17 protein-coding genes are annotated in these 19735 nt (G+C 60.9%); 9 read left to right on the top strand and 8 right to left on the bottom strand.

Translation table 11 applies throughout. The features are described 5' to 3' along the window. Nucleotides 1-2361, bottom strand: coding sequence for a TonB-dependent receptor (locus AC07VV_RS16245; RefSeq protein ID WP_495036811.1), 2361 nt, complete (start codon nucleotides 2359-2361; stop codon nucleotides 1-3). Nucleotides 2362-2526: 165 nt separating this feature from the next. Here AC07VV_RS16245 and AC07VV_RS16240 point away from each other — a divergent pair, with 165 nt between their 5' ends. After that, nucleotides 2527-3471 (top strand): LysR family transcriptional regulator, encoded by a 945-nt coding sequence (locus AC07VV_RS16240; RefSeq protein ID WP_495036810.1) that lies wholly within the window; start codon nucleotides 2527-2529, stop codon nucleotides 3469-3471. A 101-nt stretch (nucleotides 3472-3572) separates the two neighbouring features. Beyond that, nucleotides 3573-5183, top strand: a complete 1611-nt coding sequence (locus tag AC07VV_RS16235) for an alkaline phosphatase family protein (RefSeq protein ID WP_495036809.1) — start codon at nucleotides 3573-3575, stop codon at nucleotides 5181-5183. 113 nt (nucleotides 5184-5296) lie between these two features. Here AC07VV_RS16235 and AC07VV_RS16230 read toward each other — a convergent pair whose 3' ends face one another. Beyond that, nucleotides 5297-6205 carry a TauD/TfdA dioxygenase family protein gene (locus AC07VV_RS16230; RefSeq protein ID WP_495036808.1) on the bottom strand — a complete coding sequence of 303 codons (909 nt, stop codon included), beginning with the start codon at nucleotides 6203-6205 and terminating at the stop codon, nucleotides 5297-5299. A 181-nt stretch (nucleotides 6206-6386) separates the two neighbouring features. On the opposite strand from AC07VV_RS16230, the gene AC07VV_RS16225 reads away from it, so the two are divergent. Continuing rightward, nucleotides 6387-7307, top strand: a complete 921-nt coding sequence (locus AC07VV_RS16225; protein WP_495036807.1) for a LysR family transcriptional regulator — start codon at nucleotides 6387-6389, stop codon at nucleotides 7305-7307. Nucleotides 7308-7346: 39 nt separating this feature from the next. Here AC07VV_RS16225 and AC07VV_RS16220 read toward each other — a convergent pair whose 3' ends face one another. Then, complete coding sequence (locus AC07VV_RS16220) at nucleotides 7347-8360, bottom strand: ABC transporter substrate-binding protein (RefSeq protein ID WP_495036806.1); 1014 nt, start codon at nucleotides 8358-8360, stop codon at nucleotides 7347-7349. Between the two features lie 304 nt (nucleotides 8361-8664). Here AC07VV_RS16220 and AC07VV_RS16215 point away from each other — a divergent pair, with 304 nt between their 5' ends. The 3 genes from AC07VV_RS16215 to AC07VV_RS16205 are packed head-to-tail and all read left to right on the top strand — an operon-like array spanning nucleotide 8665 to nucleotide 12700. Continuing rightward, nucleotides 8665-10263, top strand: a complete 1599-nt coding sequence (locus tag AC07VV_RS16215) for an ABC transporter permease (RefSeq protein ID WP_495036805.1) — start codon at nucleotides 8665-8667, stop codon at nucleotides 10261-10263. Continuing rightward, nucleotides 10260-11075: an ABC transporter ATP-binding protein gene (locus AC07VV_RS16210; RefSeq protein WP_495036804.1), complete on the top strand. Its 816-nt coding sequence runs from the start codon at nucleotides 10260-10262 to the stop codon at nucleotides 11073-11075. Before AC07VV_RS16215 ends, AC07VV_RS16210 begins: the two co-directional genes overlap by 4 nt. Before the next feature lie 14 nt (nucleotides 11076-11089). Continuing rightward, nucleotides 11090-12700 carry an arylsulfatase gene (locus AC07VV_RS16205; RefSeq protein WP_495036803.1) on the top strand — a complete coding sequence of 537 codons (1611 nt, stop codon included), beginning with the start codon at nucleotides 11090-11092 and terminating at the stop codon, nucleotides 12698-12700. 53 nt (nucleotides 12701-12753) lie between these two features. Here the strand turns inward: AC07VV_RS16205 and AC07VV_RS16200 are convergent, their stop codons facing one another. After that, nucleotides 12754-13827, bottom strand: coding sequence for a fatty acid desaturase (locus tag AC07VV_RS16200; protein ID WP_495036802.1), 1074 nt, complete (start codon nucleotides 13825-13827; stop codon nucleotides 12754-12756). Nucleotides 13828-13927: 100 nt separating this feature from the next. On the opposite strand from AC07VV_RS16200, the gene AC07VV_RS16195 reads away from it, so the two are divergent. Next, nucleotides 13928-14932, top strand: coding sequence for an AraC family transcriptional regulator (locus tag AC07VV_RS16195; protein WP_495036801.1), 1005 nt, complete (start codon nucleotides 13928-13930; stop codon nucleotides 14930-14932). A 15-nt stretch (nucleotides 14933-14947) separates the two neighbouring features. Here the strand turns inward: AC07VV_RS16195 and AC07VV_RS16190 are convergent, their stop codons facing one another. The 4 genes from AC07VV_RS16190 to AC07VV_RS16175 form a co-directional block, all read right to left on the bottom strand. After that, nucleotides 14948-16171 carry a type II toxin-antitoxin system HipA family toxin gene (locus AC07VV_RS16190; protein ID WP_495036800.1) on the bottom strand — a complete coding sequence of 408 codons (1224 nt, stop codon included), beginning with the start codon at nucleotides 16169-16171 and terminating at the stop codon, nucleotides 14948-14950. Beyond that, nucleotides 16164-16412, bottom strand: coding sequence for a helix-turn-helix domain-containing protein (locus AC07VV_RS16185; protein WP_495036799.1), 249 nt, complete (start codon nucleotides 16410-16412; stop codon nucleotides 16164-16166). The genes AC07VV_RS16190 and AC07VV_RS16185 overlap by 8 nt, the downstream gene beginning before the upstream one ends. A gap of 114 nt (nucleotides 16413-16526) precedes the next feature. Continuing rightward, nucleotides 16527-17915: a heavy metal sensor histidine kinase gene (locus AC07VV_RS16180; protein WP_495036798.1), complete on the bottom strand. Its 1389-nt coding sequence runs from the start codon at nucleotides 17913-17915 to the stop codon at nucleotides 16527-16529. Then, complete coding sequence (locus tag AC07VV_RS16175) at nucleotides 17905-18585, bottom strand: heavy metal response regulator transcription factor (RefSeq protein ID WP_495036797.1); 681 nt, start codon at nucleotides 18583-18585, stop codon at nucleotides 17905-17907. Before AC07VV_RS16175 ends, AC07VV_RS16180 begins: the two co-directional genes overlap by 11 nt. 136 nt (nucleotides 18586-18721) lie before the next feature. Between AC07VV_RS16175 and AC07VV_RS16170 the strand changes: the two genes are divergently transcribed. Both AC07VV_RS16170 and uraH read left to right on the top strand, forming a co-directional pair. Further along, entirely contained in the window at nucleotides 18722-19204 is a 483-nt protein-coding gene (locus AC07VV_RS16170) for a GlcG/HbpS family heme-binding protein (RefSeq protein WP_495036796.1), read from the top strand. 16 nt (nucleotides 19205-19220) lie between these two features. Continuing rightward, the gene (gene uraH / locus AC07VV_RS16165) at nucleotides 19221-19631 is read left to right on the top strand and encodes a hydroxyisourate hydrolase (RefSeq protein ID WP_495036795.1); all 411 of its coding nucleotides are present in this window, start codon (nucleotides 19221-19223) and stop codon (nucleotides 19629-19631) included. The last annotated feature ends 104 nt before the right edge of the window (nucleotides 19632-19735 follow it).

Genomic DNA, 19735 nt, shown 5'->3' with positions numbered 1-19735 from the left:
TCAGAAGTCGTAGCGACCGGTGACGCCGAGGGTGCGCGGCGTGCCGAGCAGGCCTTCATAACCGCCGTTGCCACCGGTCCACAGGGTCGTGTAGTAGGTTTTGTCGAAGGCGTTTTTCAGCCACAGCGAGACGTCCCACTGGCCCTGATTGAAATCACCGCGCAGGCCGGTGGAGAGATTGACCACCGCGTAACTCGGGATCTGGCCGTAGTCGGAATCCTCGACCGTGCCCACCGCTTTGGAGCGGAATGCGTAGCTGCCGGTGACGTAAGGTTGCAGCCCGTTGGCCAGATTCCATTCGTATTTGCCGTTGGCATTGCCGATCCATTTCGAGGCACCGACGACCTGATGTCCACTGAGGTCGCAAGAGGCCGGAGCCCCCGGCGCCAGACTGACTTCCGGCGGGCACGGCGCGTCTTTGTACGAGAGGTAACTGACGTCGTTGAACGAGCCGTTGAAGTTCAGGGTCAGGCCACGCAGCGGGATCACGGTGCTTTCGAATTCCACACCACGCGAGCGCACAGAGCCGGCATTGGTCAGGTATTGCACGCGGTTGACGTCGTCGTAGGCGTTGGTCTGGTAGGCGTTGACCTGAGTCCAGAACAGGTTGGCGTTGAGCTGCAGGCGGCGGTCCCACAGGGTGCTCTTGAAGCCGAGCTCGGCGTTGTTGGCGCGCTCGGTGCCGATCAGCAGCGAGTCGGCGCCAGCGGTCGGAGCGGAACCGACCACGAGGTTGACCCCGCCGGATTTTTCGCCGTGGGACAGCGTGGCATAGCCGAGCAGATCATCGGTGATGCGATAGCTGAGGTTGAGCAATCCGGACGGGCTGGAGCTGTACTGGTTGAGATCGCCAGAGTCGTAAGCGCCGGTACGTCCGCGTCGTGCAGTGGCCGCTGCACCGGTGACAGCGGCGCCACCGACCGGTGCATCGCGAGTGACCCAGGCATTCTTTTCTTCATAGGTGCCGCGCACCCCGGCGGTGAAATCCAGGCGCTCGGTGAGGTGCCAGGTGCCTTGGGCGAACAGGGCGAAACTGTCAGTCTTGATGTGACCGTTGCCGACGCTGCCGACGTTGGCCAATGCGCCCCGTGGCGTGCCGTTCCAGATGTCGGCCTGCGGGCCGTAATAGGCGAAGGATTTGTTGTCCAGATCCGAACCGAAGTAGTACGCGCCTAGCACGTAATCAAAGAACTCCCCCTTGGGCGATGCGAGGCGAAATTCCTGCGAGTACTGTTTGTCCTCAACGGAAACCCCGGCGTTGTAGGTCGCCGCGACATTGAGGCCATCGTCGTTGGCCGGGGTGAAATTCCAGAAGCGATAGGAGCTGATCGACGTCAGGGTGAAATCGCTCGGCAGCGTCCAGTTGGCCTCCACCGATGTGCCGCCCTGATGCACCGTGACGTGCTGGTCGTTGTCCAGATTGACCTTGCGGTGCGAGCCGTTGACCAGCGTTGCGCCGGCGGCGTTGGCCCGCGACTGATAGAGGTTGACGCCGTTGATGGTCGGCCCGGTGTTGTACAGCACGCGGGTACCGGCGCTGGAATCCTCTTCGTTGTAGTCACCGATCCAGCGCAGATTGAAATTTTCGTTGGGCTTGAACAGCAACTGCGCACGGAAGCCGTCGCGGGAGCCGCCGTTCAGGTCATGACCGTTGAATTCGTTTTTGATGTCGCCGTCGCTGCGGGTGCGATAAGCGGAAATGCGCCCGGCCAATTGATCGTTGAGCGGCCCGGAAAGCGTGCCCTTGGTCTGGAAATAACCGTCCTCGCCGACCGAGGTTTCGATGCTGCGCTCCGGGGTGAAACTCGGCGCGCGGGTGCTGATGTTGATCACCCCGGCAGTGGTGTTTTTGCCGAACAACGTCCCCTGCGGCCCGCGCAGGACTTCGAGCTGTTCGATGTCCATCAGATCGAACACCGCCATCCCCGGACGGCCCAGATAAACGTTGTCGATGTAGAGGCCGACGCTGCCTTCCAGACCGTCGCTGGCCGGGTTGTTGCCCAGGCCGCGAATCGACACGCTGGACTGGCGCGCATGCATGTAGGCGACGTTGACGCTGGGCACCAACTGCTGAAGGTCTTGAATCCGGTAGACCCGTTGCGTCTCCAGAGTCTGGCCGCTGACCACGCTCATCGGCGTCGGTACATCCTGCGAACTTTCTTCGCGACGGCGAGTGGTGACCGTCACGGTCTCCAGTTGCGAAGTGGCGGTGGCGTTTTTGCCTGCCGGGGTCGGTACAGGGTTTTGAGCTTCATCGGCGTAACCCTGATTCCAGCTGGCACTCCCCGCCAGCAACAGGGCCAGAGGCAAACGTTTGAGCCGTCGTGGCGGCGGCGGTGAAGCGAGGTTCAACGGACTCATGGGGCTGCTCCTGGTCAAAAAACACGCTGACATCTTCTGTGCCGCATATTCTTTTAAGTTATTTATTTATGTTTTTACAAAGATTTACTGCATAAGAGATTGCCTTTATAAGGAGTCGACCTAATGCATATCCAATGCATTTCCCGGATATTTTTTATGTGAAAAATGCATATCGACTTGCGCCAGCTCAGACACTTCATCGCCCTCGCCGAACAACGCAGCTTCGTCGCGGGCGCGCAGGCGGTGAACCTGTCGCAGTCGGCGTTCAGCCGCAGCATTCAGGCGCTGGAACACAGCGTCGGTTGCCAGTTGGTGGATCGCGGGCGCAAGGAATTGCCGCCGACCAAACAGGGCCAGGTGCTGCTTGAACACGCGCGGCGACTGGTCAGCGGTGCGCAGCAGATGGCGAACGAGATCAGCCAGTTCAACGGGCTTGAGGCCGGGGAATTGCGCTTTGGTTGTGGCCCGGCACCGGCGGCAGGATTGATCCCGAGAGCGATCGGCAGCTTCATCGGCCGATATCCGAAAGCGCGGGTGCATTACCAGGTCGATGACTGGCAGAGCCTGAGCAAAAGATTGCTGAGTGAAGAGTTCGAATTCTTTGTCGCCGACACTCGCCACTTCGAGGCGGATCCGGATTATCTGACCCACCGATTGCGGCCACGCAAATGGCATTTCTGCTGCCGAGCCGGCCATCCGCTGGCCGCTTTTGATCGGGTCTCGGCCGAGCAATTGATGAGTTATCCACTGGCCGTCAGCATTCGCCCGCCGAATCTGCGCAAGGTCATTGTCGACCTCAGTGGCCGGCCGGATTTCGTCCCGAATGTGGAGTGCGAGAACAGCGCCAGCCTGCTGGGCGTGGTGTTGCGTTCCGATGCGATCGGCATCGTCGGTGCCTATTCGGATGCGCTGCATCAGGCCCGGGGTGAACTGGTGTGTTTGAAAATCGAGGGGTTGGCGGATGATCTCGAGGAGCTGTACACACGCTACGGAATTGTCAGTCGCGCCGGGTATCGGCTGTCGCCGTTGGCCGAGGCGATGATCGAGCAGATCAAGGCGATTGATGCGGTGGATGAGGAGGTGTGCTCGCTGGCAAACCTCGCCGTCTGAGTCCATGCGTTTCATGCATCACAAGCATTCCCCGAATGCACTTGCCGAACACCCTCGCCGAAAGCGAAAAACCTCGCCTGTCTTTCTGACTGGTGAACCCCATGTCCAACCCGCAAAACCCCGTGCGCAATGTGCTGTACATCATGTGCGATCAACTGCGCCGCGATTACCTGTCCTGCTACGGCCACCCGCACCTGCACACCCCGAACATCGATCGCCTGGCCGATGCCGGCGTGCGCTTCAGCCGCGCCTACACCCAAGGCACGATCTGCGGGCCGTCGCGGATGTCGGCCTACACCGGGCGTTACGTCAGCAGCCATCAGGTGGCGTGGAACGCCGTGCCGCTGCCGCTGGAAGAACTGACCATCGGCGATTACCTGCGACCCCTCGGGATTCGTACTGCGCTGGTCGGCAAGACCCACGCCACGGCCAACGTGGATGCGTTGCAGCGGTTGGCGATCAACCCTGAAAGCGCCCAGGCCGAAGTGCTGAACGAAGTCGGCTTCGAGCCGTACTTCCGTCACGACGGCATCTTCCCCGACGACCCGCTGTTCGATGACAAACGCGAATCCGCGCCGTACACCCATTACCTGCGCGAACAGGGTTTCGAAGGGCGTAACCCCTGGCACGACTGGGCCAACGCGGCCGAAGGCGACGACGGCGAAATCCTCAGCGGCTGGAAAATGCGCAATGCCCATCTGCCAGCGCGAATTCCCGAGCAACATTCAGAGACTGTCTACACTACAAATCGAGCCATCGACTTCATCGGTGAGCAAGGTGAAAAACCGTGGTTTTTACACCTGTCCTATATCAAACCTCACTGGCCCTACATCGTACCGGCGCCGTACCACACTTTGTACAGTACGAAATCGATTCTCGAACCGGTACGTAATGCCTCTCCAAGCGACCATCCGGTCTATCAGGCCTTTTGCCAGCATGAGGAAAGCCTGAACTTCTCCAAAGATCCGGTACGACTGAACGTGATCCCGACGTACATGGGCCTGGTCAAACAGGTCGATGATCAGTTGGGGCGGCTGTTTGATTTCCTGCAAAGCAACGGTCGCTGGGATGACACGCTGATCGTGTTCACCAGCGATCACGGCGACTTCCTGGGCGATCACTGGCTGGGTGAGAAGGAGTTTTTGCTGGAGCAAGCGGTGGGCGTGCCATTGATCGTGCGCGACCCGCGTGCAGCGGCGGATGTCACACGGGGCACGGTGGACGAACGTCTGGCGGAAACCATCGACGGCGTGCCGACCTTTCTCGAAGCACTGGGCGTGACGGGCGCGGAGCATCGACTGGAAGGTCGCTCGTTGATTCCATTGCTGCACGGTGAAAAACCTGACTGGCGCCGCTATGCGATCAGCGAATACGACTACGCCTTCCAGGCCCCGGCACGGGAGCGACTGGGCCAGCCGATCGACCGTTGCCGCATGACCATGGTGCGCAGCGAACGCTGGAAATACCTGGCGTACGACGGCTTCCGGCCGCAGCTTTTCGATCTGTTGAATGATCCGCAGGAGCTGCAGGATCTGGGCGCCGATCCTACGTATGCAGCGGTGCGCGAGGAGCATGCGGGGTATCTGTTCGAGTGGGTGCGCGGGCTGAAGCGGCGCACGACGATCAGTCATCAGGAGATTGATCTGCGTGGGCAGCGGTTTCGTTATGGGGAGCCGGAGACGGAGAAAATGGTGCAGATCGGGGTTTGGTGACAGTGATCGTTCCCACGCTCCGCGTGGGAATGCAGCCCGGGACGCTCTGCGTCCCAAAGCGGACGCAGAGCGTCCATTGAGGCATTCCCACGCAGAGCGTGGGAACGATCATCTTAATCGCGCCCTTTGATGGTCTGGCTTCGCTGCCCCGAAGCCCCAACCGGCACTTCCCCCTTAAGCGTCACCCGACGCACCACCCGATCCTGAGTGCCGTAATCATCAATCGCATAATGCTGCGTCGAACGGTTATCCCAGATCGCCACATCACCGGCCTTCCAGCGCCAGCGCACGGTGTTTTCCTGACGAATCACATGGCTCTGCAACAAGCCGAACAGATGCGCCGAATCAGCCTGGGAGTAACCCTTGATGCGTTTGACGAAATGCCCCAGCAGCAAGCTTTTTTCGCCGCTGATCGGGTGTACGCGGACCACCGGATGCTCGGTCTCGTAGACGGTCGAGGTGAAGATCTTGCGATAGCGCTCAAGCTTCTCCGCCGACACGTCCGGCTTCGCCCCGGCGTAGTCGTACTCGTTGCTGTGCACGGCCACCAGTTTGTCCGCCAGCTCGCGCAATTCGGTCGGCAGTTCGTTGTACGCGGTCGCGGTGTTCGCCCACAGGGTGTCACCGCCGAATGCCGGGGCCACCACCGAGCGCAGGATCGAGGCTTTCGGGTAGGCATCGACGAAGGTCACGTCGGTGTGCCACGAGTTGGCGCGCTGCCCTTCGGCGCCGTCCAGCTCCAGCAGGTAACGGGTGCCCTCGCGGGACGGCACGGTCGGGTGCGCCACCGGCTCGCCAAGCAGATGTGCAAAGGCTTCCTGGCGCTGATCGTCGAGCTGAGTCTGCTCGCGGAAGAACACGACCTTGTATTGCACCAGCGCCTGTTGAATGGCTTCAACCGTCGCGGCATCCAGTTCACCGGACAGGTGCACGCCACGGATTTCGGCACCGATACGGCCGGCCACCGGATGAATGTCCAGCGCGTGGACAGCGGGTTTTACAGCGAGTGCGGCATTGCTCATGGGTAGACCCTCATCGACTGCTTGCGGTTGGACGGCAGCGAAACAACGCTCTATCTATATTCCATTTACATCTAATAGATATTCACATGCTTCGTTGACGGAATAAGAGCTTGCATTTAAAACCTCAAGCAGCCCTCGTCGCAAATGCCTTCGAGCTATTTTTAGGATGCCGGAAAAGCATATGGATCTTCGCCAGTTGCGCTACTTCATCGCCCTCAACGAACACCGCAGTTTTGTCCGTGCGGCCGATGCCATGGGTATCACTCAACCGGCGTTCAGCCGCAGCATTCAAGGGCTGGAGCAGGAGTTCGGCTGCGTGCTGGTGGACCGCGGCAACAAGGAACTGCGTCCAACCCCCGAAGGCCAGGTGGTGTTGCAGCACGCCCTGACCCTGGTGCAGGGCGCAGCATTGCTCAGCGCCGAAGTGACGCAGATGACCAAGCTCGACGCCGGCGAACTGCACTTCGGTTGCGGCCCGGCGCCGGCGGTGAAACTGGTGCCGGATGCGGTGGCGCAATTCATCAATGCGCACCCGAAAGTGCGCACCTGTTTTCAGGTGGACAACTGGGAAAAACTCAGCCGCGCCCTGAGCCGCGAAGAGATCGAATTCTTTATCGCCGACATCCGCCATTTCGAGTCCGACCCGAACTTCCAGACCCAGCCGCTGACACCCAAGCGCGGGGTATTTTTCTGCCGACCGGGGCATCCGCTGCTGGCCAAGGAAAGCCTGTCGACCAACGACATGTTCGACTACCCGCTGGCGACCACGCTGATCCCGCCGGGGATTCGCAAACTGCTGGCGAATCTCAGCGGACGAATCGATTTTTCCCCGACCATCGAGACCGAGCATTTTCCGGCGCTGGTGAAAGTGGTGCTGCAATCCAACGCGATTGGCGTGGGCACTGAAGAGGCGTTTGTCGAGGACATTGCCCAAGGCTCGCTGGCGCTACTGCACTGGCGCAACCTGCCGCAGAATCTGGAAAGCATGAATGCGCGGTGCGGGATTGTGAGCCGCACGGGATTCCGGCTGTCACCGGCGGCGCGGGCGATGATCGAGACGTTGGTGGCGGTGGATAAACAGGAAATCAGTGTCGCGGTTTAAGGATCCTTCCCACGCTCAACGTAGGAAGGATCACATCACTCAGAGCTTCGCAGCCGCCAGTTCAGGCGCCACCCACTCGGTCACCTTGAACGGCTTGCGGATCAGCTTCTGCTGCGCCGCCAGATCCACCTTGCCCTGCAGGTTTTCGAGGAACAGCGGGTCCAGTGTCGAAGGGAAGACTTCACTCAGGTTCTGATCCTTCAGATCCTGGGTCAGGATGACTGGCGGATAGCTCGCCAGCCCCGAGACCAGTTGCACGTAGGCGTCCTTGTTGCTGTCCTGAGTCAGCCACTCCACCGCCTGTTGCTGCGCCTTGAGCAGCTTCGCTACCGCTTCCGGGTGCCCGTCGACAAACTTGCCGGTGCCCACCAGCACCGACTGCACACTGCCGGCGCCACCGAGGTCCTTGGTATTCAGTGGCAACTCGGCCAGGCCCTTGGCCTGCAAGGCGGTCAGCCCGGAGCTGCCCCACGACGCATCGATCTGCTTCGCCGCCAGCGCGGCAACCGCTGCGTTGAAGTCGAGGTTGATCACCTTCACGTCCTTCTCGCTCAGGCCCACGCTGGCCAATGCCGCATCGAACGACAACTGGGTCGCGGTGCCCCGGAAGATCCCCACGCGCTTGCCTTTGAGATCCTGCAACGTCTTGATCCCCGAACCCGGCACTACGCCGAGGTATTGCTTCACACCCCGGGCGCTGGCGCTGAGCAGACGCGTATCCAGCCCGTTGGACTTGCCGATGATGGCCGCCAGATCACCCAGATACGCCAGGTCCACCTGACCGTTGGCGAACGCCTCGTTGATCACCGGACCGGCGCCCTTGAAGAAACTCCACTGAATCTTGATGCCCTGATCGGCAAAGGCCTTTTCGAAGACCTGCTGATCGCGCAGCACATCCACAATACCGCCGCCGCTGTGTTGAGTACCCGCGCTCAGATCAGGCACGGCGATCCTGATTTCCTTGAGCTCCTCGGCCTGAACAGAGAACGCCAGCAGACCCGCCAGCGCCGGCACGGCAAACAGACTGATGACACGTTTGAAGGGAAGGTTCATGGGTGCGGCTCCTGATCACGGCGGGCATTGAGAAGCCGAAAGTAGGCGCAATCGGTATCAGCACTTAAATACTTAAAAAGCACATTTTTATAGTTTTTCAAACTAAGCCAGCAAAGACGGGACATGCAGAGCGGTATGCATGGAGAGCATCGAAAATATTCTTCGAATGCATTGGATGCGTGCAGGGCTGGAGGCCTTAAATGGCGCTGCTTATCTCCAAAATGATTATTTTTTAATTCACTTATAACAATTAGTTTTTAGCTAATTCCGCTGACTCGATCCAACCCGACAACGGAGGTCACCCATGGCCCGTGAATCCCTGCTCAGCCTGCCACTGGCCGCACCGCCGTTGAAAAGCCGGCGTACCTGGCCAAGCCTGAGCCACCGCGTTTTACCCTGGATATTGCCGCTCGGGCTATTCGCCCTGTGGTGGCTGGCTGCGCGCAACCAATGGATGAGCGAACAGATCCTGCCCGCGCCGTCGCTGGTGTGGAGCAGTGCCGTCGAGCTGTCCCAGGGCGAGTTGTGGAGTCACTTGTGGATCAGCCTGCAACGACTGTTCTGGGGTCTGCTCGCCGGGATCTCGGCTGGTGCCGTACTCGGTGCAGCGCTGGGGTTCAGCCGTCGATTAGAACGCTTGATCTTCCCGACCTTCGCCGGCCTGGCCCAGGTGCCGACGCTGGCGTGGATTCCGCTGTTCATGGTGTTTTTCGGCATCGGCGAAACACTGAAACTGGTGGTGCTGGTCAAGGCCATCGTGGTGCCGGTGACCCTGCACACACTGGTCGGCGTGCGTGACGCACAACCGAAACTGCGCGAAGCCGCCGCCGTGTTGCGCCTGCCGCCACGCCTGCTGATCCGCCGACTGGTGCTGCCCGCCGCCCTCCCGGCGTTCATGGCCGGCGTGCGTCTGGCGCTGGCCGCTGGCTGGACTTCATTGCTCGCGGTGGAACTGCTGGCCTCCAGCGAAGGCATCGGTTACCTGATGGTCTGGGCGCGGCAGTTGTTCATGCTCGACATCGTCTTCGTGTGCATCGTCGTAATCGGCCTGATCGGCGTGGCGATGGATCGCGGCATCGGCCTGCTGGACAAGAAACTGGTGCACTGGCCGCACCCGGCCACGGCGGAAATTCGTCGCGGGCCGCGCTATGAAGGCTGGCAGCGCGTGCAGCCGTGGCTGTTGCCATTGGGGCTGTTTGCGCTGTGGCAACTGGCGGTCGATCAGCAGTGGGTCGACGCCAACATTCTGGTCAGCCCGTTGGCGGTGCTGGAAGCCACGAAAAACGGCCTGCTCGACGGCACGTTGATCGGCGGCATGGCCCTGAGTCTGGGCCGCACCCTCGGAGGCCTGTTGCTTGGAGGCGGACTCGGCTTCGCGCTGGGCCTGCTGCTGGGGTTGTCGCGCACCAGCGAACGCGTGCTCGGCCCGACCCTCGCCGCCCTGCGGCAGATCGCGATTTTCGCCTGGGTGCCGCTGCTCACCGCATGGTTCGGTCTGGGCGAATTGGCGAAGTGGGTGTTTGTCGCCCTCGCCGCTTTCTTTCCGTTGTTTGTCGCGACTCAACGCAGCGTCGCCAACCTTTCGCCACAACTCAACGAAGCAGCGCAGGTGCTGCGCCTGAGCCTCGCCCAACGCCTGCGCCGACTGGTGCTGCCGGGCGCCGCGCCGGGGATTTTCGCCGGGCTGCGCCTGAGCCTGATCTACGCCTGGCTCGGCACCATCGGCGCCGAATATTTCATGCCGTCCAACGGCGGCATCGGTAGCCAGATGATCGGCGCCCAACAACTGCTGCGCATGGACCTGATCATGGCCGGGATGCTGCTGGTCGGCCTCACCGGCGCCCTGCTCAACCTCATTGGCCAACGCCTGGAAATCCGCGCCACCCGCTGGAGACACGCATGAACGCACCGATTGTCAGCTTCACCCACGTAGGCAAATCCTTCGACGTCGACGGTTTCGAACTGGAGGCGATCCGCGAATTCAACCTCGACATCGCCGAGGGCGAGTTCGTCGCCATCGTCGGCTCCAGCGGCTGCGGCAAATCCACCTTGCTGCGTTTGCTGGTGGGCCTCGATACGCAGTTTCGCGGGCAGATCACAGTCGATGGCAAAGCCGTCAGCGGGATCGGCGGCGAACGCGGCATCGTGTTTCAGGAACACCGTTTATTCCCGTGGCTGACGGTCGCCGACAACATCGGCCTGGGCCTGGTGAACGAGCCGCTGAGCACCGCTGAAAAGCAGCAACGCGTTAACGATTTCATCGAGCTGGTGGGCCTGCGCGACTTCACCCGCGCCTATCCGCATCAACTCTCCGGCGGCATGGCCCAGCGTGTGGCGATTGCTCGCGGGCTGGTGGCGAGCCCACGGATCCTGCTGCTCGACGAACCCTTCGGTGCCCTCGACGCGCTGACCCGCCAGCAGATGCAGGACGAGCTGCTGGCGATTCGTGAACGGGCAAAAATCACCACGATTCTGGTCACTCACGATGTCGAGGAAGCGATTTTCCTCGCTGATCGCGTGGTGGTGATGGAACCGCGCCCCGGCCGGATCAAACAAGTGGTGGACATCGCCCTGCCCCATCCGCGCCAGCGCAGCAGTTTTGACTTCCATCAGTTGCGCGAAGAACTGCTGCACGAACTGACCAGTGATGACCATTACCAACCGAGCGTGCCGGTACAGATCCGTGATCTGCCGTTGTCGTTCATTGCCTGCTGAACAGGAGCCTGTCGATGCCGCAACGTCCCAACTTTCTGGTGATTCTGGCCGATGACCTCGGCTTCTCCGACATCGGTGCCTTCGGCGGCGAAATCGCCACGCCAAACCTCGATGTCCTGGCCAACAATGGCCTGCGCCTGACCGACTTTCACACCGCCCCGACCTGCTCGCCGACCCGCTCGATGCTGCTCACCGGCACCGATCACCACATCGCCGGCATCGGCACCATGGCCGAAACGCTGACCCCGGACCTGATCGGCAAACCGGGTTACGAGGGTTACCTCAATGATCGTGTCGTCGCGTTGCCGGAGTTGCTGCGCGAGGCCGGTTACCAGACTTTGATGAGCGGCAAATGGCACCTGGGCCTGACCGCCGAACTGGCGCCCCACGCCCGTGGCTTCGAGCGCTCGTTCTCGCTGCTGCCCGGCGCCGCGAACCACTACGGATTCGAACCGACCTACGATGAACACACGCCGGGACTGCTGAAATCCACCCCTGCGCTGTACATCGAAGACGACACTTTCATCGACGAACTGCCCAAGGATTTCTATTCCTCCGACGCTTTCGGCGACAAGCTGTTGCAGTACCTCAAAGAGCGCGATCAGAGCCGGCCGTTCTTCGCGTACCTGCCGTTTTCCGCGCCGCACTGGCCGTTGCAGGCGCCAGCGGAGATCGTCGAAAAATACCGTGGCCGCTACGATGCGGGGCCCGAAGTCTTGCGCCTCGAGCGTCTGGCAAAACTCAAATCGCTGGGGCTGATCGAGCCGGATGTCGAGCCGCATCCGCTGATCCAGCTGACCGCGCAATGGGACGCGCTGAGCGATGAGCAAAAACGGATTTCCGCCCGGGCGATGGAGGTCTACGCCGCGATGGTCGAGCGCATGGACTGGAACATCGGCCGCGTCGTCGACTACCTGCGCCAGCAAGGCCAACTCGACAACACCTTCATCCTGTTCATGTCCGACAACGGTGCCGAAGGCGCGCTGCTGGAGGCTTTCCCGAAATTCGGCCCGGAGCTGGTGACGTACCTGAGCCAGCATTACGACAACAGCCTCGACAACATCGGCCGCGCCAATTCCTATGTCTGGTACGGGCCGAACTGGGCGCAGGTGGCGACTGCACCATCACGCTTGTTCAAGGCGTTCACCACCGAGGGCGGGATTCGTGTTCCGGCGCTGCTGCACTATCCGCAGCTGCCACTGAAAGGGCAGATCAGCCATGGTTTCGGCACGGTGATGGACATCACGCCGACCATTCTCGATCTGGCCGGCGTGCGGCATCCCGGCAAGCAGTGGCACGGCAAACCGGTGGCGCCGTTGCGCGGGAAATCGTGGCTGGGGTTCTTGTCCGGCGAGACGGCGCAGGTGCATGACGAACACACCGTCACCGGCTGGGAACTGTTCGGGCGCCGGGCGATTCGGCAGGGGCAATGGAAGGCGGTGTGGATCCCCGGGCCAGTGGGGCCGGCGACCTGGCAGCTTTATGATTTGGGGAGTGATCCGGGGGAGATTCATGATTTGGCGTCGAGTCAGCCGCAGAGGCTTGAAGCGCTGATCGAGCATTGGCAGCGGTATGTGGAGGAGACCGGGGTGATTTTGAGTGAATCGCCGTTTCAGCCGGATTGACGGTGACGGATACAACGCTATCGCCGGTTGGCCGGCGATAGCTTCGAATACCTTCAAGCCTGAGCCGTCTGCACTTCTTTCTGCACCACCTCTTCTTTGCGAACAAACCGGTTCGCCCGCCCGAACGTCCCGAAATCGTTGAACCGAACCCCCATCTCCCGCATCACCTTGTGCGCCACCGGCACCGTCAACTGGCGAATGTAAAAAGGCTCCTTCACCACAAAATGATGAATCCCGTGACTGCTGCCGAAGTTGAAGCAGAACGCTTGCAGCGGCCAGAGCCACCACGGGTTCAACACCTGGCACTGCTGCAGCACATTGCCCGCCTCGATGTCGCCGTAGTAATGCATGTTCGAGCTGATGAAGTGCAGGCAGAAGGTGCGCAACACGTTTGGCCCGATGATGACCACAGCGGCGATGTCGATCACTTGCATCACCGACAACGTGGTCGCTGACCATTCAATCGGTGAGCCCATCAAGTAAGCGATGCCGTTGGCCGCATGGAAGCCGAGAAACACATACCACGCGCCCCAATGCACCAGCGCCAACGGCGCGTAGACCTTCAGCGATCGCTTGATGATGCTGAACTTGTGTGTCCAGGTCTTGGCCCTCAGCATGCGAATGAACGCCGACATCACGTTGTCGCCGACCATCAGCAATCGCGCAAAACCCCAGGGTTCACCGTTGGTGATCGCCCGCTCTTCCATGTCGGTTTCGGTGCCGGACACCTTGTGGTGATTGAGGTGCAGATGACGACGGATCCAAGGATTGATCGTGCTCGGCCGCGCCAGCCACACCAGCCCCATCATCAGGTTGTGCGGCACCCGCTGCTTACGGAAATACATGCTGTGAATCAGGTCGTGTTCGAGCTCATGGGTCAGCGAGGCAAAAAACGCGTTCAGCAACAGGCATACCCACCAAGCCATGTGCCCAGTGATATAGAGCGCCGCCGAACCGATCATCCCCGCCAGCGCGAAAGCCAGAATCCCCGCGCCGAGGGCATCCTGATGGTTGAGAATCGGGTAGCGCTCGCGCAGCTCGACGCCTTTGGCCAGCACCACTTCGCGAATATGCGCTGATCGCTGGGCAGCATTGTGTCGCTGGGGACTTGCAGAAGTACGGTCCATGCTTCCATCCTCTGGTTATTGATGTTCGTATCCTGCCCCGCGCGGATTCCGAACGCGGTAGCCGAGAACGCCAACCTGTTGACCGGAAGCGCCAATCAGCATGAAGGAACCGACTTCTCTCGCCAGCTGGACCCGTGCCCTGCGCAAGCAACTCGACGCGCTGGGGCTGGACAGCACTGCCCTGTGCCAGCAGGCCGGGCTTGATCCGCAACTGATGGACGACCCGAACGCCCGCTATCCGTTGTCCGCCACCACGCGCCTGTGGGAAATCGCGGTGCAGGTCAGCAACGATCCGGCGATCGGTTTGCGGGTGTCGCGCTTTGTCAGCCCCACGACGTTTCACGCGTTGGGTTACGCGTTGGTGGCCAGCGGCAGCCTGCGGGAAGTGTTCGAGCGGATCGTGCGTTATCACCAAGTAGTCAGCGACGCGCTGGAACTGGAGCTGACCCGCACCGAAGACCGCTATCGGTTTCGCCTTAAGATCCCGGCCGACAACCCGGCGCCCGCCTTCGAAGCCATCGACGCCTTTGCCGCGATTTACGTGCGCACCTGCCGCAATCGCCTGGGCCGCGACTACGCGCCACTGGCGGTGTATCTGCGTCGGCCTGCACCGGCCGATGAGCACCAGTGGCACAAAGTGTTCCGCTCACCCGTGCATTTCGCCGCGGAAGAAGACTGCATCGAATTCGCCCTCACTGACTTCGACAGCCACCTCGACGACGCCAACCCGGAACTGGCCGAGCACAACGAAGCGGTGCTCAAGCGCACCCTCGCCCAGCTCAAGCCACTGACCTGGGAGCGCAAGGTGCGCGACGCCATCGAAGAACAACTCCCCGAAGGCGAACCCAGCGCCGAACGCATTGCCCAGGCCCTGCACCTGAGCCTGCGCAGCCTGCAGCGGCATCTGGCGGACGAGGGTTGTCGCTTCGACACGTTGTTGAATGAGAGCCGGGAGAACCTGGCGCTGCTGCACCTGCGCGATCCGCAATGCTCGTTGAGCGAAGTCAGTTATCTGTTGGGGTTTGCTGATACGAGCAGCTTCAGTCGCGCGTTCAAACGCTGGACGGGGATGACACCGGGGCAGTTTCGGGATCAGTTGCGCTGAGCGCAAATGGGTCGCTCAACTCTTGGTCAGACTGCGCTCAATCCCGGATTCCCACTGCTCGATCATTGCCGTACCCACCTCGGCGAACGACTGATGGGTTCGGCAATGCTCATGCATTTCCGCCATCGCCGCCTGCATGCCATGAACAACCTGCTGCAGTAGTTCGTTGCAGCGACCTTCAGTCAGATTGCACGCCGTACGACCGAAGCGGATGAGCGCCTTGTGCTTGGGCCATGCCTTCGATCCGCCCAGCAGCAAGGCCAGGCTGTCGTTCCTGATGTAAACCGATGTGGTGATGATGTCGTAAGCCGGGGCCAGCCGGATCGAAGCCTGCGCACCGCAATGGTCATACAGCACACCAAAGTTCTTCAGGTGCGCATCGCCGTTTTTCAGTCCTGCTGACAGCGCCACGATCTTGAAAAAAGCTTCCAGCGCCTGACTCAACAGCGCAGGCGAAACAAAGGCCTTGATCTGTCGGGCAGCGCCTTCGTAAGAACCATCGTATTTGGCTTTTGAAGGCCAGCCGTTGAGTACGCAGAAGTCCTCGAACCCCAGATAGCCGTGCTCAATCAGGTCAAAACGCTCGACCACCAGAAATTTGCCCTGCTCACTCAATTCAAACTTTGGCACTTCAAGTCCGCTAAGCGCGGCGGCGCGCATACAGAAGTACTCGTTGGTCGCCAGCTCGGGAAACTCTTCGGAACGGAAGGCTTTGACCAGATGTGTGGAGCCTCGGTGAGTCAGGCGATCAACTGCTGCCGCGCTATCGCGCACCAGCACTTTGGGCTGCACGCCCGAAACCCCGGAGTATTGGCCGTACTTCTGTAGCAAGTCATCGAACAGTCCCTGGGCACCGTCATGCACCAGAAGCTCGGCCAGTGATGTTTCGGGCTGACGCTCGGTTGCCGACTCGCTGGTAATCGCCAGCCGTCCCAACTGATGCGGTCCGACAATAGCGAGCAAGGCGAAATCATCAAAACCCCGCACTGCCTTACTGAAGCGTCGAACCAGCTCATCGCGCAGCGCGCCTTCCGGCAGATTCATTTCGAAGACAGGATGAATGCCCCGCTCCCAGCCGTAGCTCTCCAGTCGGGTCGGCATTGTCAGCGACACCGCATTTTCGTCGATGGCGTCCTCACGGTAGCTGAACACACTGTCCATGCCCGGCTGCCCTCGACCGAGCGTTCCGACCGGGCTATCAGCGACGGTGATGTGCAAGCGAACTGTCGGCTCAGTCATGGAAATTGACCTTCTGCAACGCGTCGAGTGTCGGGCGTTGCGCTCTCACTGGAGCCGCAGTCAGCTCATAGCCAAAGCCGTTGAGGATCGCCTCGACTTTGCGCAGGCCAATTTCAGAAATCGTATTGTTTTCGATCCCCGAAATGGTGGCGCGGCTCATGCCGTAACGTTGCGCCAGCGCCTGTTGCGAGAGGTTTTGCGCTTTGCGCAGAGTTCTGATCAATTCACCCAACTGTTCCATGACACACCAGTGCATTATATGCAGTGCAATAAAGCTTAATTAAATGTATATGCATCGTATTTGATGCCAATTCAGGGCGAGTCTAGCTCAGATGAAACGGCATGTGCGGGTCGATTAGCGACTGCTTACAAATCCAAGCTCAAAAACCGTACCCTGCGCAACACTGTTCACCCGCACCTGCCCACGATGCAACTGCATGATCGACTGCACGATCGCCAGCCCCAATCCGCCGGAATCTCCCGGCTCCGCGCGGGATGGGTCGACACGGTAGAAGCGGTCGAACAGTTTGCTCAGATGCTCATTCGCAATGGCTGGCCCGTGGTTATGCACCTGTAACCAGCACATGTCTGGCTCATCACGCCGGCACAGGCTGATGACCGAGCCGGCGTCGGCATGGCGTACGGCGTTGGCCAACAGGTTGCCCAAGGCGCGTTGCAGCAATTGTTGATCCGCCAGCAATTCTCCACTGAACGTGTTCTCGAGGCGGATTCCCCGGTCATCGGCCAGGGCTTCGAAGTAGTCGCACAACTCGTCGCCGATTTCGCGCAACTCCAGTGCCCGCAAATCGAGCGCTCGCTCGGCCTGCTCTGCGCGGGCGAGAAACATCAGGTTCTCGGCCATGCGCTTGAGCCGTTCGAACTCTTCCATGTTCGACGCCAGCACTTCCTGATACTCAGTGCTGCTGCGTGGGTGATTGAGTGCCTGGCCATTGCTGGCGAGCAAGGTGTGCAGCGGCGTGCGGATTTCGTGGGCGAGGTCGGCGGAAAACTGTGAGAGGCGCTGGAAGCCATCGTCCAGCCGCACCAGCATGCCGTTCAGCGCGTGCACCGGCTCCAGCAACTCTGTTGGCGTGCCGTTCGCGGGCAGGCGTTGATCGAGGCTGCGCAGATCGATACCGCGCACCGCCTCGCTCAGCTTGCGCAGAGGAAGCAAACCCCGGCGCAACAAAACCAGCCCGAGGGCAAAAGCCAGTAACGCGCCGAGCCCGACCGCCAAGTACAGGCGCAGACGATAACTGCCAAGCATCTGCTCGCGCTCGCTCAGCACCTTGCCGGCAATCACGGTCAGCAACTCGCCGTTCGGGCCTCGAGCTTCGCCGGACAACAAGGCCAACTCGGCACCGTCGGGCGCTTGCCAGGTCAATACATCGCGGCGCTGTGGGGTTTGATCGCGGGGGATCGCATTCAAGTCCGGCAGACTGCGCTGGCGCGGGTTGATCGCAATCACAGTCGAACCGTCCACGCGACGCACCAGCAGCAAACTGTCGAGGTTGCCAAGCATGTTCTGGTACAGCCGTGGCCGCGCCTGCAAGGCGTCGAGGCTGTCACTGTCGGCGAGCAATGCGCGCACCTGTTCCAGACGACCGAGCAACGCCATGTCATCGCGCCAGGCGATTTCCGAGGCCAACGAGCGATACAAAAACACGCCAATCGCGCTGAGCACCAAGGCGCAGACTGCAGCGAATGCCAGGGCCAGGCGCCAGGCAATGGACCTAGAGCGCATCGTCGGGCGCTTCCAGTTGATAGCCGACCCCGCGCACGGTGTGGATCAGTTTGGGCATGTACGGATCATCGACTTTCAAACGCAGCCGGCGCACTGCAACTTCGACCATGTTGGTGTCACTGTCGAAATTCAGGTTCCACACCTGCGAAGCGATCAGCGTGCGCGACAGCACTTCGCCCTGACGGCTGGCGAGCAAATGCAGCAGGGCGAATTCCTTGTTGGTCAGGGCAATACGCTGGCCGCCACGGCTGACCCGGCGGCGCAGCACGTCGATTTCCAGGTCGGCGATGCTGTACGACTCGGCTTCGCGCATCGGCCCGCGCCGCAACAATGTGCGCACCCGCGCCAGCAATTCGGCGAAAGCGAACGGCTTGAGCAAATAGTCGTCGGCACCCAGTTCGAGGCCGCGCACGCGGTCTTCGATGGCGTCCTTCGCCGTCAGGAACAGCACCGGCGTGGCGCCGCGCTGGCGGATCAGTTGCAGCAATTGCCAGCCGTTGAGGCCCGGCAGCATCACGTCGAGGATGATCAGGTCATACTCCTGCTGCTCGATGAAGTAGCGCCCGTCGAGGCCATTGAGCGCGACGTCCACAGCAAAACCCGACTCGCCCAGCCCTTTGGCGAGGAAATTCGCGGTTTTGGCTTCATCTTCTACGACCAGCAAACGCATGGCACACCTCGATTGATCAGAGGCACAGGCTAGGCCCCTTCGGCCACGTTGCCCATTACAAACTTGTAATCCGACTGACGAGGTTTCGACGGGGGCCGGCGGATAAGGTGGCGGCCTTCGCTTTTGGAGCCTGCCCATGACCGTCAAATACCTGATTGCCAGCCTGGCAGTCGGCCTCAGTGGTGCCGTTTTTGCCGCACCGGAGCTGCCCCGTCACGCCGATCTCGATCTGAAAACCGCACGGCTGCTGGCCGATGCGACGCTGGAAAACTGCACCGGCACGGTGTCGGTGCTCGACCGTGGCGGCAACCTGCTGGTGACCCTGCGCGGCGACGGTATCGGCCCGCACAACACCGTCGCCAGCCAACGCAAGGCCTACACCGCGCTATCGACGAAAACCCCGACCCGGCTGTTCGCCGAGCGCGCTCGAAGCAACCCGGAAACCGCCAACCTCAACACCCTCGACGAGCTGCTTTTACTCGGCGGCGGCATCCCGCTGTTCACTGGCAAGGAACTGGTCGGCGCCATGGGCGTCGCCGGTTCCGGCGGCGGCGAACAGGACGAAAACTGCGCGATCAAGGCTGCCGAAATCCTCGGCCTGTCCATCAACCGTACTTGAACCCAGGAGCATCACCATGACCCCACTGCGCATGACTTTCGCCGCGCTTGGCCTGAGCACTTTTTCGAGCCTGGCGCTGGCCGCCGGCAACCCGCTGAGCGTGCACGTACTCAATCTGGAAAACGGCCTGCCGTCGCCGGGCATCAACGTGACGCTGGAGCGTCATGTCGGCCAGGACTGGCAGCCGCTGGCGCAGGGCACCACCAATGAACAGGGACGGATCGCCGAACTGTACCCGGCGAACAAACCGTTCGAGGCGGGTGAATATCGGGTGGTGTTCAAGACCGGCGAGTACTTCGAGAAGACGAAGCACGAGACGTTTTTCCCGGAGATTCCGGTGATTTTTCAAGTGAAGCAGACGGATCAGCACTATCACATTCCGCTGTTGCTCAGCCCGTATGGTTTCTCCACTTATCGCGGTTCGTAACTCAAACAGACTCCTCAAAAAAGCCCCTGCCCATCGACAGCCATGTCGAATGATCAGGGGCTTTCTAATTCACAAACTTTCCCACCACGAAAGGATTGGAAATC

The sequence above is a fragment of the Pseudomonas sp. GW821-FHT02C04 genome, assembly GCF_059421845.1.
Note: the sequence above shows the minus strand (reverse complement) of the source record. Positions and strands in the feature narration are given on the sequence as shown.

Coding starts and splice junctions, on each gene's coding strand:
- AC07VV_RS16245 (WP_495036811.1), bottom strand. CDS start 2,361: ATGAGTCCGTTGAACCTCGCTTCACCGCCGCCGCCACGACGGCTCAAA.
- AC07VV_RS16240 (WP_495036810.1), top strand. CDS start 2,527: ATGCATATCGACTTGCGCCAGCTCAGACACTTCATCGCCCTCGCCGAA.
- AC07VV_RS16235 (WP_495036809.1), top strand. CDS start 3,573: ATGTCCAACCCGCAAAACCCCGTGCGCAATGTGCTGTACATCATGTGC.
- AC07VV_RS16230 (WP_495036808.1), bottom strand. CDS start 6,205: ATGAGCAATGCCGCACTCGCTGTAAAACCCGCTGTCCACGCGCTGGAC.
- AC07VV_RS16225 (WP_495036807.1), top strand. CDS start 6,387: ATGGATCTTCGCCAGTTGCGCTACTTCATCGCCCTCAACGAACACCGC.
- AC07VV_RS16220 (WP_495036806.1), bottom strand. CDS start 8,360: ATGAACCTTCCCTTCAAACGTGTCATCAGTCTGTTTGCCGTGCCGGCG.
- AC07VV_RS16215 (WP_495036805.1), top strand. CDS start 8,665: ATGGCCCGTGAATCCCTGCTCAGCCTGCCACTGGCCGCACCGCCGTTG.
- AC07VV_RS16210 (WP_495036804.1), top strand. CDS start 10,260: ATGAACGCACCGATTGTCAGCTTCACCCACGTAGGCAAATCCTTCGAC.
- AC07VV_RS16205 (WP_495036803.1), top strand. CDS start 11,090: ATGCCGCAACGTCCCAACTTTCTGGTGATTCTGGCCGATGACCTCGGC.
- AC07VV_RS16200 (WP_495036802.1), bottom strand. CDS start 13,827: ATGGACCGTACTTCTGCAAGTCCCCAGCGACACAATGCTGCCCAGCGA.
- AC07VV_RS16195 (WP_495036801.1), top strand. CDS start 13,928: ATGAAGGAACCGACTTCTCTCGCCAGCTGGACCCGTGCCCTGCGCAAG.
- AC07VV_RS16190 (WP_495036800.1), bottom strand. CDS start 16,171: ATGACTGAGCCGACAGTTCGCTTGCACATCACCGTCGCTGATAGCCCG.
- AC07VV_RS16185 (WP_495036799.1), bottom strand. CDS start 16,412: ATGGAACAGTTGGGTGAATTGATCAGAACTCTGCGCAAAGCGCAAAAC.
- AC07VV_RS16180 (WP_495036798.1), bottom strand. CDS start 17,915: ATGCGCTCTAGGTCCATTGCCTGGCGCCTGGCCCTGGCATTCGCTGCA.
- AC07VV_RS16175 (WP_495036797.1), bottom strand. CDS start 18,585: ATGCGTTTGCTGGTCGTAGAAGATGAAGCCAAAACCGCGAATTTCCTC.
- AC07VV_RS16170 (WP_495036796.1), top strand. CDS start 18,722: ATGACCGTCAAATACCTGATTGCCAGCCTGGCAGTCGGCCTCAGTGGT.
- uraH (WP_495036795.1), top strand. CDS start 19,221: ATGACCCCACTGCGCATGACTTTCGCCGCGCTTGGCCTGAGCACTTTT.